11 protein-coding genes are annotated in these 16723 nt (G+C 52.7%); 8 read left to right on the forward strand and 3 right to left on the reverse strand.

Features of this window, described 5'->3' with window-relative positions; genetic code table 11:
- The first annotated feature begins 1 nt into the window (after window position 1).
- The 5 genes from OO017_RS06625 to sigZ all read left to right on the forward strand — a co-directional run bounded on the left by OO017_RS06625 (window position 2) and on the right by sigZ (window position 4364).
- Window positions 2–1915, forward strand: a complete 1914-nt coding sequence (locus tag OO017_RS06625) for a DUF3858 domain-containing protein (protein ID WP_266051675.1) — start codon at window positions 2–4, stop codon at window positions 1913–1915.
- A 25-nt stretch (window positions 1916–1940) separates the two neighbouring features.
- The gene (locus OO017_RS06630; protein WP_266051676.1) at window positions 1941–2525 is read left to right on the forward strand and encodes a hypothetical protein; all 585 of its coding nucleotides are present in this window, start codon (window positions 1941–1943) and stop codon (window positions 2523–2525) included.
- Between the two features lie 174 nt (window positions 2526–2699).
- Window positions 2700–3116 carry an ArsI/CadI family heavy metal resistance metalloenzyme gene (locus OO017_RS06635; RefSeq protein ID WP_266051677.1) on the forward strand — a complete coding sequence of 139 codons (417 nt, stop codon included), beginning with the start codon at window positions 2700–2702 and terminating at the stop codon, window positions 3114–3116.
- An 88-nt stretch (window positions 3117–3204) separates the two neighbouring features.
- The gene (locus tag OO017_RS06640) at window positions 3205–3720 is read left to right on the forward strand and encodes a GNAT family N-acetyltransferase (protein ID WP_266051678.1); all 516 of its coding nucleotides are present in this window, start codon (window positions 3205–3207) and stop codon (window positions 3718–3720) included.
- A 2-nt stretch (window positions 3721–3722) separates the two neighbouring features.
- On the forward strand, window positions 3723–4364 hold the full coding sequence (gene sigZ, locus OO017_RS06645; RefSeq protein ID WP_266051679.1) for an RNA polymerase sigma factor SigZ: 642 nt from the start codon (window positions 3723–3725) through the stop codon (window positions 4362–4364).
- A 523-nt stretch (window positions 4365–4887) separates the two neighbouring features.
- Here the strand turns inward: sigZ and OO017_RS06650 are convergent.
- Window positions 4888–6978 (reverse strand): ComEA family DNA-binding protein, encoded by a 2091-nt coding sequence (locus OO017_RS06650; protein WP_266051680.1) that lies wholly within the window; start codon window positions 6976–6978, stop codon window positions 4888–4890.
- 82 nt (window positions 6979–7060) lie between these two features.
- On the opposite strand from OO017_RS06650, the gene OO017_RS06655 reads away from it, so the two are divergent.
- Window positions 7061–8308 carry a cation:proton antiporter gene (locus OO017_RS06655; RefSeq protein ID WP_266051681.1) on the forward strand — a complete coding sequence of 416 codons (1248 nt, stop codon included), beginning with the start codon at window positions 7061–7063 and terminating at the stop codon, window positions 8306–8308.
- A gap of 34 nt (window positions 8309–8342) precedes the next feature.
- Here the strand turns inward: OO017_RS06655 and OO017_RS06660 are convergent, their stop codons facing one another.
- Window positions 8343–9185 (reverse strand): PorV/PorQ family protein, encoded by an 843-nt coding sequence (locus tag OO017_RS06660; protein ID WP_266051682.1) that lies wholly within the window; start codon window positions 9183–9185, stop codon window positions 8343–8345.
- A gap of 314 nt (window positions 9186–9499) precedes the next feature.
- On the opposite strand from OO017_RS06660, the gene OO017_RS06665 reads away from it, so the two are divergent.
- On the forward strand, window positions 9500–12688 hold the full coding sequence (locus OO017_RS06665; RefSeq protein WP_266051683.1) for a SusC/RagA family TonB-linked outer membrane protein: 3189 nt from the start codon (window positions 9500–9502) through the stop codon (window positions 12686–12688).
- A gap of 23 nt (window positions 12689–12711) precedes the next feature.
- A complete protein-coding gene (locus OO017_RS06670) occupies window positions 12712–14073 on the forward strand; it encodes a SusD/RagB family nutrient-binding outer membrane lipoprotein (protein WP_266051684.1) in 1362 nt (453 codons plus the stop codon).
- A gap of 75 nt (window positions 14074–14148) precedes the next feature.
- Here OO017_RS06670 and OO017_RS06675 read toward each other — a convergent pair whose 3' ends face one another.
- On the reverse strand, window positions 14149–16482 hold the full coding sequence (locus OO017_RS06675; RefSeq protein ID WP_266051685.1) for a glycoside hydrolase family 20 protein: 2334 nt from the start codon (window positions 16480–16482) through the stop codon (window positions 14149–14151).
- Window positions 16483–16723: the final 241 nt, after the last annotated feature.

Consider the following 16723-nt stretch of genomic DNA (forward strand, 5'->3'; position numbering starts at 1 on the left):
TATGCTACGTTTTAACAGAAACTACAACTGGCTCTGCGGCCTGCTCTGCTGGCTGCTACTGTTGGCCCCACAGGTGTTTGCGGCCGGCTCCTTAGAGGAGTTGGCGAAAGGTGCGAATGCCATTATTCGTGCCGAGGAAACGGTTTTTACCGTCAACTCCACTACCAGCGGTGTCCTGCGCTTTAAATCCACCATCACCATCCTGAATAAGTATGGCGACCATCATGCCACGCTCTACGTGCCTTACAACAAGATGAGCAAAGTAAATGCTATCAGCGGCACCTCCTACGACCGGTTTGGCAAACGCATAAAAAAGCTCAAGAACAGCGACATTAAAGATGTGAGCGCCATCAGCAGCATCTCGGTGTATGAGGACAGCCGCGTAAAAATTGCCAGCCTGGAGTACAACGTGTACCCTTACACAGTGGAGTTCGAGTACGAGGTGTCCAAATCGAACATGATGTTTTACCCGCGCTGGTATCCGCAGGGCGAGGAGAAACTGTCGGTGGAGCGGGCCAGCCTGCAGGTGCAGGTGCCGCTGGGCACCAAACTGCGCTACCTCGAAAACAATCTGCCTAAAAAAGTGGAGGTGGGCAGCAACACCACGCACGAAATTTATACCTGGGAGGTGAGTAACCTGAAGCCGGTAAGCCGGGAGCCTTATGGCCCAAGCTTCAGTGAACTGGTACCTATGGTGCTGACTGGCCCTAATGAATTTGAGGTGGATGGCTACAAAGGAAGTATGGCAACCTGGAAAGACTTTGGCCTTTGGGCGCATAAGCTGAACCAGGGGCGAGACGAGCTGCCTGCTGAGACTGTAGCCAAGCTGAAGAACTTAACCGCCAACGCTAAATCCACGGAAGAGAAGGTGCGCATGGTATATGACTACATGCAGGGTAAAACCCGCTACGTATCCATCCAGTTGGGTATCGGCAGCTGGCAGCCCTTTGAGGCGAGCTTCGTGGACGATAAAGGCTACGGCGACTGTAAAGCCCTTTCAAACTACACCCAAGCCATGCTGAAGGCGGTGGGGGTGGAGTCATACTACGCCCTGATCAATGCCGGGGAGGGCACACCGGATATTAAAATCGAATTCCCGAGCAGCCAGTTTAACCACGCTGTACTTTGCGTGCCGATGGCGCAGGATACCATGTGGCTGGAGTGCACGAGCCAGACAGCGGCTGCCGGTTACAATGGCAGCTTCACCGGCGACCGCCACGCCCTGCTCATCACACCGGAAGGAGGCAAACTGGTGAAGACCACCGCTTACACCGCCACCGAAAACCAGCAGATCAGAAGTATGAATGTGAGGCTGGATGAGGCCGGTGGCGGCATTGCCAGCGTGAGCACCCGCTATACCGGCACACAGCAGGAATCCCGCGACGGGGTGATACAAAACCTGAAGCCCGAGGAGCAGCGCAAGTGGCTCTACGAGAACACCACGGCCCCGCCTTTCGAGATCAGCAAGTATAGTTTCACCCAGAAAAAGGAACGAGTGCCCAGCGTAACAGAGAACCTGGAGCTGAGCATGCGCCAATGCGCCACCCTGAGTGGCAAGCGCATGTTCATCAGCCCGAACCTGATGAGCAAATGGACCTATGTGCCTGACCAAAAGGAAAAACGCCTGACCGACGTGGTGCGCATACAGGCATATATGGATGTGGATACCGTAGAGATAGAGGTGCCGGCCGGCTACTCCGTGGAGTACCTGCCAGGTGAGGTGAAGTATAAGTCCGTGTTTGGAGAGTATGCCGCCTCGGTAAAGGTAGATGGGCAGCGCGTAACATACGTGCGCCGCATGCAAATGCACAAGGGCCGTTTTGCTCCGGAGACCTTCGCCCAACTGGTGGAGTTCTACAACAGCATCATCAAAGCGGATGCCGAGCAGGTGGTATTTGTAAAAAACGTGCAGTAGGTGTGAGTAGTTTTATACTAAGGCAATGAAAAAAACCATACTTGCATTATTCGTCATCGGGCTGTGCTCCGGCTGCATGCATCAAAATAAGTTTGGCGAGCTGGGGGAGAAAAACGGGCACCTGGAGCTGACCATGCGCAACTTTAAGCAGGATTTCAAGTTTGGCGACTCCTTCCTGTACCAGGAGAATGACGAAAGATACCTACTGATCGTGACCGGGGTGCACAAGGGGGAGTATACGAGCTTTCTGCCGGTTGCCATCCCTGCAGTAGAAAGTATAGATGAGTTTTCGGTAGGCAAGTTTATGGTTAACTACTACTCCCGAGAACCTGGTTTTCTGGATACGATTTTAGGCGGAGAGGCCCCGCATGGCGGCTTCGGCTTTTCGGTTTTCTCCGAAGACCTGCCTCAGGTTACCCAAAGCCTCGACTACCTTTTTACGATTAACCTCAGCCCCGATAAGATGAAGGAGTACGGAGGCACATCTTATGTTGCAGATCAACCGCTAAGCTATACCATTAGGTTTTGCCTCGATTTCGAAAGTATGCAGCGTAACGCTCCAGACAGGCCCTTGGTAGCCAAACTGCCTTTGGAGAACCTGTGCATGTAACCCTCATACTTTAAATCCAGGCCTCAAATTAATAAGAACTCCGCCTTTGTATTTTTAAGTGCAGGCGGAGTTTTTTTATCTCCTAAAAAAATATCTTACAACAGCTGCGTCTTTCCAGGAGTGTCTCCGTCATCAGGGTGTAATAAGAACAAAACACCTATAAAAGATAGAGCCATGAAAAGATTTCACGTAAACGTAAGAGTAAAGAACCTACAGGAGTCCACTGCTTTTTACACAGCTGTATTCGGTGCCAAACCAACGGTGCTAAAGCCAGACTATGCCAAATGGATGCTGGAGGACCCGCGCGTGAACTTTGCCATTTCGCATCACCCCGAGAACGCTGGTATTGAGCACCTGGGTATACAGGCCGAGAGCGAAGAGGAGCTCGGCGAAGTATACAGCCGCCTGAAAAAAGCCAAAGGCGCCATCCGTGAGGAAGGCAAATGCACCTGTTGCTATGCCAAGTCCGAGAAGTCGTGGATAACAGACCCGCAGGGCGTGGATTGGGAAGCGTTCTATACCTTCGGGGAGTCTACCGTGTATGGCGAGCCCCAAACCAAGTGCTGCCCTGAAGCCGCCGATGCCATTTAGTACAAAACAGAAACTAGGAAAAACAAAACCAGCAGCAGGTATACTTTTATACGTGCTGCTGGTTTATATTTACTTCTGATATAAAACTATGGAAACCGCAACCTCTCGCTCGGTGCTGGTATCGGAGATGCTGCCCGAGCACTACCCGCAGGTAAAAGAAATTTATGAGTCAGGCATTGCCACCAACAACGCCACCCTGGAAACCAAAGCGCCGGAGTGGGAGGGCTGGGATAACAAGTTTCTGAAAGCCTGCCGCCTGGTGGCGCTGGCCAGGGATGGCCGTGTGGCGGGTTGGGCCGCGCTGACGGCGGTATCAGGCAGATGCGTGTACCAGGGAGTGGCCGAGGATACAGTATACGTTCACCCCGAATATAAAGGCCAGGGCATCGGCAAACTGCTGCTGATGCAACTGATAGAGGCTTCGGAGCAGGCTGGCATCTGGACCTTGCAGGCACATATATTAAAAGAGAATAATGCCAGCGTAAGACTGCACGAGCAATGCGGGTTTAGAGTGGTAGGCCTGCGTGAGCGGCTGGGCCAGCTGCATGGCCAGTGGCGCGACACCTGGTTATTGGAAAGACGAAGCAACAAAGTAGGCATATAAGTATGGATAACTGCTGTATTAACCCCAAAACCAATTTACCCGAGGATAGCTGTGCTGCTGTGGCACCTGTCTTTCTGGCGTATGAGGCGCAGTTGCGTGGCTTTGTGCTGAAGCGTGTGCAGGATAAAGAGGAAACTGATGAGATTCTGCAGCAACTTTACCTGAAGCTGTATAAAAACTGTGAGCAGCTGCAGGGCGTGCATAACCTGAAGGCCTGGCTCTACCAGATCACCCGCAACACCGTGCACGACTTTTTCAGGGAGAGCGGCCGCCGCCAGCCGCTGCACCCGGAGGCAGAGTTTGCTGAGCCGGAGGAAATGCCGGAGCGAAACCGGCAGGAGGTGGAGGCGCTGGTGGAGCCGCTGATCAGCTTACTACCCGCTGAGTACGCCGAGGCCCTGCGCCTGAGCGAGTTGGAGGGCATGAGCCAGAAAGATATAGCCGAGCGGCTGGGCATCTCTTACTCCGGGGCTAAATCCAGGGTGCAGCGTGGCCGGGAGAAGCTGAAGCAGCTGTTTCTGGAGTGCTGCCACCTCGAGCTGAGCCATAACGGGCAGTTGCTGGGGGCGGAAGTAAAGGCTGATTGTAAGGCACTGCAGGAACCGCAAAGCTGCTACGAGAAGTACGCGACTGGAATAAAGTAGCGCACTGTTTGGGCCTGATAGTGATTGTCTGCAGCACCCAGTCCAACCACCCCTGCGCTTCCTTGGCTACGGCGGGGGCTTTTCACCTCTCCCCAACCCTCTCCTAAGAACAGGAGAGGGAGCCCGGCTCAAGCTCCGTCAGCGGCGGCTATTGGAAACTGTACCCAGTCCTTGGGTTAAGCGCCTTTGGAGCTTTTAGGTCCCGCAGGGATTGCAAAGCGACAGCGAGCAAAGAAAAGGTCCCAGCGCGATGCCCGAGGACGAGCCCTCCCGGGCTGGAGGGAGCCAAAGCCAGAAATGAAACGGTAGGTTCGTAAGACTGAGGATGAACCGTGGCTAGTATGGATAGCTTGGTTCAGGTTGAAGAAAAAACCAGCGGCTAAAGTATAAAGTATGGCTCTCCGAGCCAGTTGAGTTGCAAACTCAACACCATTGTAAGACACAAGTCTGAAGACTTGCGCCAGATGGGGTAATTTGTAATGGTACATGAAGGCGTAGATACCACATTCTTTCAGCCCTCAAACTAAAACTTATAGCGCACTTGCACCTTCACATCCGATCTGCTCGGCCCCTCGATCAACTCTAAGCCACTGCCAATGGTATCCTGGTTGCGGTAGTGCGTCAAACTATACTTTACCCATACATCCAGGTCACGGAGCGGGCGAAACTGCAGCAAAGTATAAAAGCGTGTGCCCTTGCCGCTGAAGGCAGGTATAGAGAAGGCATACAGCACGTCACGTTCGTAGGCATACTGGCGGGTGTCGTAGCTGTCGGTGTCGAAGAGGGCGTAGCGGGTGCTTAATCGTATTTTATCAAACGTAAAATTTACATCCTGCGAGATAAAATAGCCCGTCTGCTGCGGCGACTCCTGCTCGTAGGTGCCAAACTGTACCCGCGATTTCAGGTTAAGCGTGCGGGTGGGCGATGTCTCGAAGTATAAAAGGTAATTCCGCCGCTCAGCCTGCGCCACATAGTCTAGGGCAGTGGTATTGCCGCTGAGATTGCGGCCCTTGCTCTCGTGGCGCATTTGGGCGTAAAGGCTGCTCTGGCGGTTGGGCTTAAAGTATAACCGCAGCAAGTACTCATCGCCCTGGGAGGGGGCATCTACCAGGTAGCGCAACCACGGAAAGGTAAACCTGTCGTAGTAGGCTGTTAGCTCCCACTTAGGCATTGGTTTTATCTTGATGCCTGTGTAAAGACCCTGCTCGTTTATGTTGTGGGTGCTCTCGCCGAAGGCGCTGCCATAGAAAGTATGAAAATCTCGGGCATAGTAACGGTACAGCATCGACAGCTCTACTTTGTTGGACAGGTTGGCGAGAAGCCCATTTATACTTCCTATACCGCCGCTTTTGCTCATGGCCGTTTCCCCGAACAGGTACACATTCTGAAAAGTATAGCTGTAGTTAGCACCTAAGTTGTAGTTGTGCGTGCCGCCGAACTCAAAGCGCTGGTATGGGGCGCCTGCTTTTTGGATGGATGAGCTGTAGTGGGTGCCAAGGGCGGTTACCCCAGCCGAGAAGGACTTGTCTGAGGACTGATACTGGGCGCTTCCACCATATACCTGCTCGCGTACCGCATCTTTATTGGCCAGTTCCGTAGGGGTGCGGTGGAAGCCGGTGGTCTGGATGCCGGAGAAGAATTGCCGCTCCGTAAGCAAAGTGTCGAGCTGCGTTTGCAGGTTTGCGTCCACCAGCTTGTTGGAATAAAATCCTGTTACATCCACCTTGCCCAGGTCGTAAGTAACGGCACCGCCGCGCAGAAAAGCATATTCCAGCACCGAGCTGTAGGGCCGGATGCCCAGGTTCGGGCGGCTTACGGTGGTGATGGTCTCGCTGCCTTTGCCCACGCTGTAACCAGAGGAGAGCAGCAGACCCTGCCCGAACTGCAGTTGGTAATCGCCGAGGGCGATGGTTTTGAAGCGCCCCTTGTTGTAGAGTTGCAGGTGCGCCGTGTAGTAATCGAAACCGTAGCGGCGAGTGCTGGGGCTCCAGGTAAGCTGCTCACCGGCGTCTTTCTCGGCCGTAATGCCAAAACTGTAGTCGCGGGCATGGCTGGTGCGGTAGCGCATGAAAAGCTTGTATGGGGAGCCCAGGTAGCGGGTGGTGGCGCGGCTGCTGGTATCCACGGAAGTATAGCCCCGGCGTTGCTGCAGCGTGCGCTCGTACCGAAGTATAAGCGCGTTGTTGTCCTCACCGATCATACGTTGCCAAAGTGGCCGCGTATCGGCCTGAAGCCCCGCATCCTGCACCCGCACAAAGGGCAGCAGCCGGTAAATGGTAGCCTGATCGAAGCCCGGAATAGCCTGTAGTTCATAGATGCTCAGCAGATCCCCGCTCTCCTCCAGGTAGTTAAAGAAGGATGCAATCTGCGGCCGCGAGAGCAGGTAAAGCGACGCCAGTTCCTCCGGGGTGGTGCGGTTCAGGTCGATGGGGCGCTGGTAATACTGGAAAAGCGTTTCGTAGAGATCCTCGTAGCTGATGCTCTCGTCGTCCTGCTCGGCAAACAGCTCCTGCACCAACAGGTCAAGGTCTATGTTCTGGCGCGGGTAGTCCTGTGCCTGCAGGGGCGGCAGCCACAGAATAAACAGCCAAAACAGAAGTAAACCACGCATCATAAGCAACGAAGAAGTATAAACAACAGTATCAGAATATTCTCATACTTATTTTGTACTTTAAGGTTGAACATTCAGCAATGCCATGGAAGTCTTTCACATCATCTCTGCCATACTTATTATCTCGGCTGTATTTGCCTATATAAACCAGCAGTACATCAAGCTGCCCGGCGCTATCGGGCTGCTGTTGGCGGGCCTGCTGCTGTCTGTGCTGGTGCAGGGGGCGGGGGCGGTGTCGCCGCAGTTTGAAGCGCTGGTGGAGGAGCGGCTCATGGCACTTGATTTTTCGGAGTTTCTGCTGGAGTTCATGCTGAGTTTCCTGCTTTTTGCCGGCGCCCTGCACACCGACCTGGAGAAGCTTCGCGAGAGCAAATGGCCCATACTGGTGTTTGCCACAGTGGGAGTAATGATTTCTACGTTCGTGACGGGCACCATTTTTTATTACCTCATGCAGTTCTTGGGCAATCCGATCGGGTATATCTACTGCCTGCTGTTCGGGGCGCTCATTTCTCCAACTGATCCTATTGCCGTGCTCGGCATCCTGAAAAAAGCTAATATTCCGAAGTCGCTGGAGGTAAGTATAACCGGTGAGTCGCTGTTTAACGATGGCGTGGGTGTGGTGGTGTTTTTGGCTATTTTTCAGATAGCGCAGCTGGGTTTTGCCAACGTGGAGGGCTCTTTTGTGGCAGAGCTGTTTGTGATGGAGGTTGGCGGCGGCATTGGCCTCGGGCTGCTTATCGGTTATATTGCCTTTCACTTCATGCGCCGCATCGACCATTACCAGACCGAGGTGATCATTTCGCTGGCGGTGGTAATGGGTGGCTACAGTATTGCGCAGATCTTCCACTTTTCAGGACCTCTGGCCATGGTGGCTGCAGGGTTGCTGATTGGTAACCAGGGTACTAAGCTGGCGATGAGCGAGCAAACTGCCGACTACCTGACCAAGTTTTGGGAGATGGTGGATGAGATCATGAACGCAGTGCTTTTCGTGCTGATAGGCCTGGAACTGATGGTGGTGGAGTTCAGGTGGGAGTACGCTGTCATCGGGCTCATAACGACAGGCATCGTGCTGGCGGTTCGTTATTTCGCCCTGGCCGTGCCGAGTTATACCCTGGGGCTGCACCGTACCTTCGCGCCCGGGGCGCTTTCCATCATGACCTGGGGAGGACTGCGTGGTGGTATCTCCATCGCCCTCGCGCTTTCGCTTACCAATGATATGTTTCGGGATGAAATTGTGGCGATCACCTACACGGTTGTACTGATGTCGCTGGTGGTGCAGGGGCTTACTATTGAGCCTTTTATTAAGCGCGTATCGCGCAGGGTAGGTGTGTAAGTATAAATGCTGATGTGGTGCTGGCTGGCAACGGCTACGGAGATGTGCTAGCTGCTGAAGCAAAAGAATAAACTACCGCTACATGGTGGCTGTTGCCGATGGGGGTGGTGGAGCCGAAGGCATAGTCTACCTGCAGTTGCCGTGCCTTGAAGCCTGCGCCAAAACTGAGGCTGCCGGTGAGGGTGCTGAAGCCGGTCCGAAGTACAAATTTCTCCTGCAGCAGCGCATACTCGGCCCCTGCCTTAAAATCAGCACCGTGGTCTATACTTTTCTCTGTTTCGGCGGCTAACAGTAATTTGGCGGTGGGGCGGTAAGAGAGGCCCGCTTTCATGGTCGTAGGCAGTCGTTCATCCTCGAAAGAGGCTAACTTAGCCTGGTTCAGGTTGTAGGCAAAGGCGCCAAAGTATAAATCGGGCATCACTTCCCCCTGCACTCCCGCTGCCAGTGCCACCGCCTTGCGACTGCCGTACTCCTGCACCGACACCTGCCACACATCCGCCTTAATACCCAGGCTAAACTGCCCCAGTTTGTGTGCCACCCCCAGCCCCGCATGCTGCTGGCTGAACAGCGCGTCGCCGAACCGGCTCAGGCTCAGTCCATAAGCGCCATACTTTTGCGTAGGGTAAACGGCTTGTAAAGCTATAGTAGTAAAAGCGCGCTCCCCGAATCTGTTCTCGGCATACACGCCAAGTGCCGGGGCCGAAAGGTTAGCTATACCGGCCGTGTTGTTGCCCATCGCCCATACATCAGCTACTGCCACAGATGTATATCCCATTCCTGCCGATCGTGCTCCGAAGTTGCACTGTTGCTGTGCCTGTGCCCCCTGCTGCCCGGCCATCAACCATATAAAAAGTATAAGTATAGAGTTGTATCTCATAGCTCAGGTTTTGGTTGCCGGTCAGACAGGTTTGTAACGTTGTAGAACTGTATTTAAAATGTAAAATATTGGTTTATAGTGATTTTAAGGTGGTTATCATTGTACGGGCATCCATTTTAATTTGATTTATATTTTATAGATATGTAAGGTATAATTGTATGAGTCCTCTGGCTAAAGATTTAGGTGTGTTAACATTGTATTTTTATTTGTTAGTATGTATTTATTTAAAAATTGTATTATTTGAGTGTAGTTGACAGGTGGTGAGTACGTACAAATAAACTGTAATACTATGTTTTACAGCTAAATACGTGCTTATGAAAAAGATTCTACTACTTAGTCTGATGCTGGCGCTGTTACTGCCACTGTCAGGCTACTCGCAGGGAAGAGTTGTGACAGGGAAGGTGGTAACAGCTGCCGATGCAATGCCATTACCTGGTGTTTCTGTTGTTGTTAAAGGAACAACAACTGGTACCGCAACCGACGCAGACGGAAACTTTTCCTTAAATGTGCCTGAAGGAAATAACGTATTGGTTTTCCGGTTTATCGGCTACAGAACAATGGAGCGAACCGTTGGAAACGAAAGCGTGATAAACGTTGCCTTGCAGGAAGACACCAGGCAGTTAGAAGAAGTTGTTGTTACGGCAATTGGTATTGAGCGGGAAACGAAAGCCTTAGGGTATTCTGTGCAAGAAGTTGGTACTGAAGAACTAGCTAGAAGTACACAGCCAAGTATAGCTAACGCGATAAACGGTAAGGTGGCCGGTGTAAACATTACCAGCTCATCGGGTGCCCCAGGTGCCGGCCAACGCATTGTCATTCGGGGAGCTACCTCTGTTACAGGTAATAACCAGCCGCTGTTCGTAATCGATGGCGTACCGATAGACAACTCTACCACGGCCGCCGGTAACCCAAACCAAGGAACAAATGCAGTGCTTTCAGGCGTGGCAAACTCAAACCGGGCCGTGGATATCAACCCGGAAGATATTGAGTCAGTTACTGTGTTGAAAGGACCTGCAGCTACGGCGCTTTACGGCATCAGGGCGGGTAGCGGAGCGATTGTCATCACCACCAAGAAAGGTAAGGAAGGCCGTGCCGTTATCAATTACAACACTTCGTTTACCTTGGATTATGTAAACAAGCTGCCTGAGCTGCAGCAAAGGTATTCACAGGGCTCGGACGGCGAATTTACAGGTACTTTCTCCGGCTTCAACAGTGTTTTATCCTGGGGAGCGCCTTTGGACCAGCTGCGTTTCGACGGACAGCCATACCCCTATGATCCTAATGGCTTTCTGGTGCCGGCCGACTCCTCTGCGGCTACTGACCAGCGGGCAATCGCCTATGATAACTTAGATAACTTCTTTGAAACCGGAAAGACATGGACGAATACACTAAGTATTTCAGGCGGTACAGAAAAAGCGGAGTATTATGTGTCCCTGGGGCACACTGACCAGGAAGGTGTCGTGCCGAAAAGTGATTTCCAGCGCACCTCTGTCCGTGTAACAGGATCTACACAGCTGAATGATAAGTTCAGAACCTTTGGCTCGGCGAACTACATCAAGTCGGGTGGCAGGCGTGTGCAGCAGGGGTCTAATATATCCGGTGTAATGTTGGGCTTACTACGGGCGCCGATCACGTTCGACCTTTCCGGCGGCTTTGGAGAGGAAGGTGACGAAAACCCGGGTGCTTATGTTTTTGAGGATGGTACGCAGCGTACGTACCGCGAAGGCGCTGGCTATGACAACCCCTTCTGGACCGTAAACCGCAACCCATTTGAAGACGATGTAAACCGCCTGATAGGCTATGTAGGCGCACAGTATGATTTCACCGATTGGGTAAACGCCTCTTTCAGGTTAGGCACTGACTGGTACTCAGACAGACGCACCGGCGGTTTTGATATCCAGTCCAGGGCCTTCCCGGAGGGCCAGGTGTACGAAGACCAGGTATTTAACCGCGACATCAACACTGACCTGCTGGTGACCTTCGACCGAGAGGTGACAACTGACGTATCGGCCAGGCTGATTCTGGGGCACAACTACTTTAACTCCAGGTTCCAGCGCCTCTACACACAAGGCGACGGATTGGCCGTCCCAACCTTTTTCGACCTGGCCAACGCTGCCAGTATCACCACAACAGAGAATACCATAAGGATAGAACGTGCAGCTGTTTACGCTGACCTCTCCCTGGACTATAAGAATTTTATCTTCCTGGGCTTTACTGGGCGGAACGAGTGGTCTTCTACTTTGCCAACAGATAACCAGTCTTTCTTTTACCCATCTATCAACTTAGGCTTTGTGTTTACCGAGGCCTTCGACCTGACGGGGGATGTCTTTGACTTTGGTAAGGTAAGAGCCTCTTACGCTGTAGTGGGTAAGGATGCACCGGCTTATGCCCTTACCACCCCATTTGCCAGCTCCACCTGGGGAGATGGTTGGACAAATGGTATTTTCTTCCCGTTTCAGGGGGTAGCCGGTTTTAACCAAGTGACTCAGCTGGGTAACCCTGACATCAAACCGGAAAAGAACAAGTCCATAGAGTTTGGGGTTGATTTGAGGTTCTTTGATAACAGGTTGGGTCTGGATGCCACCTACTATAAGAATAACTCAGAGGATCAGATCATCCCTGTTTCCATTTCCTCAGCTTCAGGCTTCCTGTCTGCCGTGCTTAACTCGGGCGAAATTGAGAATAAAGGTATAGAAGCCGTGTTGCGCGGAACGCCAGTACAGACAACCAATTTCTCCTGGGATGTGATCGTGAACTTTACCAGAAACCAGAGCGAGGTGATTTCACTTTATCCCGGTGTTGAGACGATCACACTCAACGGTTTCACAAGCCCATCTTCCAGAGCTATTGTGGGAGAGCCTTATGGCGTGCTCTTTGGTGGCCGATGGGCCAGAAACGACCAGGGCCAGCTGCTGATAGGCAATGACGGTTTTCCGTTCCCGGCTGACGAGGACGGTGTAATCGGTGACCCTAACCCGGACTGGACGGCGGGTATCACCAATACCATTACCTGGAAAGGCTTGAGCCTGTCTGCTCTGCTGGACATACGCGAGGGGGGCGACATCTGGAACGGTACGATAGGGGTTATGAACTTCTTCGGTACCTCCAAGAATACAGAAAACAGGGGAGAGACCAAGGTGTTTGAAGGGGTGCGGGTAGATGACGGCACCCCCAACACACAGGAAGTGGTACTGGATCAGGACTGGTACCAAGCTAACGGTGGTGGTTTTGGAGCCGTGGAAGAGCAGTTCGTAGAGGATGGTTCATGGGTCAGACTAAGAGAACTCACCCTCTCCTATAACCTGCCGGCAACCCTGCTGGAGAAAACCCCTGTAAAGGCCGCAAGTATAGCCTTTAACGCTCGCAACCTCTGGCTGAATACAGACTACAGCGGCATAGATCCTGAGAACAACCTGACCGGGCAGGGCAACGCCCTGGGCTTGGATTATTTCTCCATGCCTAACACAGAGGGCTATGGCCTGACACTTCGAGTAACATTTTAATTCTGACCTTAAAATTTACAGCCATGACTTTATATAATTATTTCAAATATATACTTACAGGAATGCTGATTTGCATGGTGGCATCCTGCGACTTAGAAGAGACGAACGTGAACCCGGACAACCCGGAAGAGGCGCCAAACAGGGTGCTGCTATCCTCTGCACAAGCGGGTTTTGCTTATGCTCTTGGGGGTGATATGGGCCGTTACGCAAACGTGATCACACAACACTTGGCGGGTGTCGGACGTCAGCACCTGGTGATAGGCAGAAACCAGATCACAGAGAACGATGTGAACAACGCATGGCGATTTAACTTATACCCGATCATGCAGAACCTGAAGGTTGTCATCCAGCAGGCCCAGGAAGAAGGTTCACCACATTTCTCTGGTGCGGCAAAGGTAATGCTCGCCAGCGTGCTGGGGGTTACTACCGACGCGTGGGGAGATATACCCTATACCAACGCCTTTCAGGGCCGAGAGGAGTTTAACCCAACTTATGACCCACAGGAGGTAATTTACGATACCATACAGGCACTGTTAGATGAGGCCATCGTAGAGCTACAGGCTAGCGAGAGCCTAAACACGCTGGAAAGCGAGGACCTGATCTACGGCGGAAACCTGAATAACTGGATTAAAGCCGCCTACACTCTGAAGGCGCGCTATTACAACCACTTAAGCCAGGTTAACCCTACGGAGTCAGCCCAAATGGCCCTGGCCGCCTTAGATAGCGGTTTTACGTCTAATGCTGAGAACATGACACTGGCCTTTGGGGGAACACAGACAGAGGCAAATCCCTACTATCAGTTTAACCAGCAGCGGGGCGATATTGTGATGGCAGAATTTTTTACGGACCTGCTGATCGATAGGGATGATCCACGGCTGGATGAGTATGTGACACCCCTTAAGGGCAACTTCGCCGGCGCAACTTCCGGGGAACCCGAAACCGGCTCCGACATGGGGCCATTCGTAGCCTCGATAGATTCGCCGGTGCCCTTTATTACGTATCCTGAGGCACAGTTTATCAGGGCAGAGGCACTTTTAAGATTAAATCAAGGGGGGGAGGCTGCCGAGGCGTACAACGAAGCGGTGAAAGCCTCGCTGCGGGAAGTTACCGGCTCCGATGACTATCCTGATTTTATAGCGCAATATGCCAGTGCATCGGGTTCCGTGACTCTGGAGCAGATCATGACCCAAAAGTATATCACCATGTTCGGCACTTTTGAAACGTGGGTGGATATACGCAGAACCGGTTTCCCGGACACGCCTGATCCGGTCATGGCTTTGGGACCAGAACCACTGCGCTTCCCGTATCCGCAGAGCGAGCGAACGTTCAACGCCGCTAACGTGCCGGATGTAACGCTAACCACCCCTTTGTATTGGGATAGATAGAAGTGTTTTTTGGTTAAAGTAAAAGGGCGGCCAGAGTTAATCTCCGGCCGCCCTTTTATAATTCGTGCCTGGTTACTACTCCACGCTCAGTTCATCTACCAACAGCCATGTTTTCTGCCCTGCCGAAGGGTATTTCTCAGGGCTGACACCCACATTCCGGGCTGTGATTTTTACGTAGCGGGTTTTGGTAGCCGGAATCTCGGCGGTTACGGCTTTGCGCAGAATGCCTTCTTCGTTTCCGATTTCCCCGTTACTGATCACTTTCACCGTTGTATAGTTCTTTCCGTCTTCAGATACGGCATACGCTATCTGCGCCGGCAGGAAAACACGGTAGCCGATGTGCTGGAAGTATGAACTGCTGATCCGGCGGACAGGCTGCACCTCCTTCAGGTCTATCACGGCCTCCAGGTTATCGCCGAGGTAACCTAGCCATTGCCCGTCGTAGTGGTCGGTGGTGCCGTGCAGGCCGTTTACAAGTGCGACTGTGCCCGGCGAGAAGCTCTTGTGCGGCTCGGTGGCTAGCGATACCTGTTTGTTCAGGGCCTTGTGTGCATCAAATACCTTGGAGGTTGCCTGCTCCATTTGCTTGCCATCCACAAAGGAGGCGGCCTTGATTACTGCGGCTTTATTCAGCTCAATCGGGCCGTCATACTTATTGGTCTGGGGCGTTGGGGCTGAGCCATCCAAGGTATAAAATATGTCGGTGCCTGTGGCATCTGTGGCAAACGTGACCTTGGCCGAATTGTGCTGCGGGTTCAACTCCAGCTGCTGGCGTACCTGGTAGGCACTTTTGGCGTAATGTACACCCATGGCATCGTAGCGCCGGTACTGCTGCTGCATACGTTGCTTAAAGCTGTCCCAGTCCTTGAGGTTGGCTGGAGTCCAGAGCACTTCGGAAAGGGCAGCGATGCGCGGGAAAACCATGTACTGCACATGCTCTTGGGTGGTGATATACTCTGTCCAGAGGTTGGCCTGGGCACCAAGTATAAACTTTCTCTCCTCCGGGGTAAGTTCGGCAGGCGTTGGGTCGTAAGAATATACTTTAGAAAGCGGGCTGTAACCGTGGATGGCGGTAGGCTCTAGCTCGCGGTCGCCCTGGTAGTGGTCGAAGTATACATGTGTGCCCGGCGTCATTACTACGTAATGCTTTTCTTTGGCTGCCGCGATGCCGCCCTTGGTGCCGCGCCAACTCATAACGGCTGCGTTTGGTGCCAAACCGCCCTCCAGAATCTCGTCCCAGCCAATGATTTGTCTGCCGTTGGCATTCACGAATTTCTCCATGCGCTGCACAAAATAGCTCTGTAGCTCGTGTTCGTCCTTCAAATGCTCGTCTGCGATGCGTTTCTGGCACTTAGGGCATTCTTCCCAGCGGGCCTTCGGGCTCTCGTCGCCGCCAACGTGGATGTACTTGCTCGGGAACAGCGCCATCACCTCTGTCAGTACGTCTTCCAGAAAGGTGAAGGTCTGCTCGTTGCCGGCACAAAACACATCCTTGAAAATGCCCCACTTGGATTCCACGCCGAACGGGCCGCCGGTGCAGGAAAGCTCCGGGTAAGCGGCAAGTGCGGCTACGGCATGGCCTGGCATTTCTATTTCAGGAACTACTGTAATGTAGCGCTCCTGCGCATACTTTACCACGTCCTTAATCTGCTCCTGGGTATAAAAACCGCCATGGCGCTCCTTTTTGTAGGTTTGCGGAAGATCCCAATAATGGCCTTCCAGCGTGCTGTCGCGCCAGGCGCTAATCTCGGTCAGTTTCGGGTACTTCTTGATCTCGATGCGCCAGCCCTGGTCATCGGTCAGGTGCCAGTGGAAGGTGTTCATCTTGTGCATGGCCAGGTAATCGATGTACTCCTTCACGAACTCCACCGGCTGAAAATGGCGTGTAACATCCAGGTGCATGCCACGCCACGCATAGCGGGGCTTATCGGCTATACTTACGCCAGGCACACTAACCGGCGCCTTTGTTGGCTGAGGCGGCAGCAGTTGCTTTAGGGTTTGCATCCCCAGAAAAAGGCCGTTCGGCTGGTTGGCGGCAAGTATGATTTTATCTAGGCTTACCTCCAGCGTGTAGCCCTCTTTGCCCAAGGTATCCGGGGTAGATGTTAGGTTGAGCTGGATAAAGTTTTTGTCTTTCTTCTTGGGCTTTTTTTGCACCACCTGCGGCTGCACGCCTGTGGCGGCTTTTATACTTTGGGCCAGCTGGTTGGCTATACTTTGCAGGTCCTCATTTTTAGGCGGCACATAGATGCGGGTATCGGCGTTAAGTATAAACTCGCCTTTTCGGAGAGAGAGGTGCTGGGGTTTAGGGATGATGGAAATGCGACTATCGCTCTGTGCAAATGCGAAGCCGGCGCTCAGCAGCAGGATAAGGCTGAGGAGCAGGGGTAAGGTTTTTCTGAGACTCATGTGAGGTGACAGTGGTGTTGGAACATCAAGAATAAGGAATATTTGAGAGAAATACCAGATGTATGGGGTGTGATGCTGTAGCTGTAAGTATCTGTCTGAGGGTTTCTGCTTTTCAGATGTTTCTTTGATTTATACTTTGGCGATACTTGTTAGAAGCCCCCCGCTGTACTGTACACCGCTGTCCGAAACTCCCGCTGTTCCGGACATCTTTGTCCGGAACCCTTCTGCTGCGGACTTCCTA

Origin of the sequence: Pontibacter anaerobius (assembly GCF_026241195.1) — a bacterium.
Classification (GTDB): domain Bacteria; phylum Bacteroidota; class Bacteroidia; order Cytophagales; family Hymenobacteraceae; genus Pontibacter; species Pontibacter anaerobius.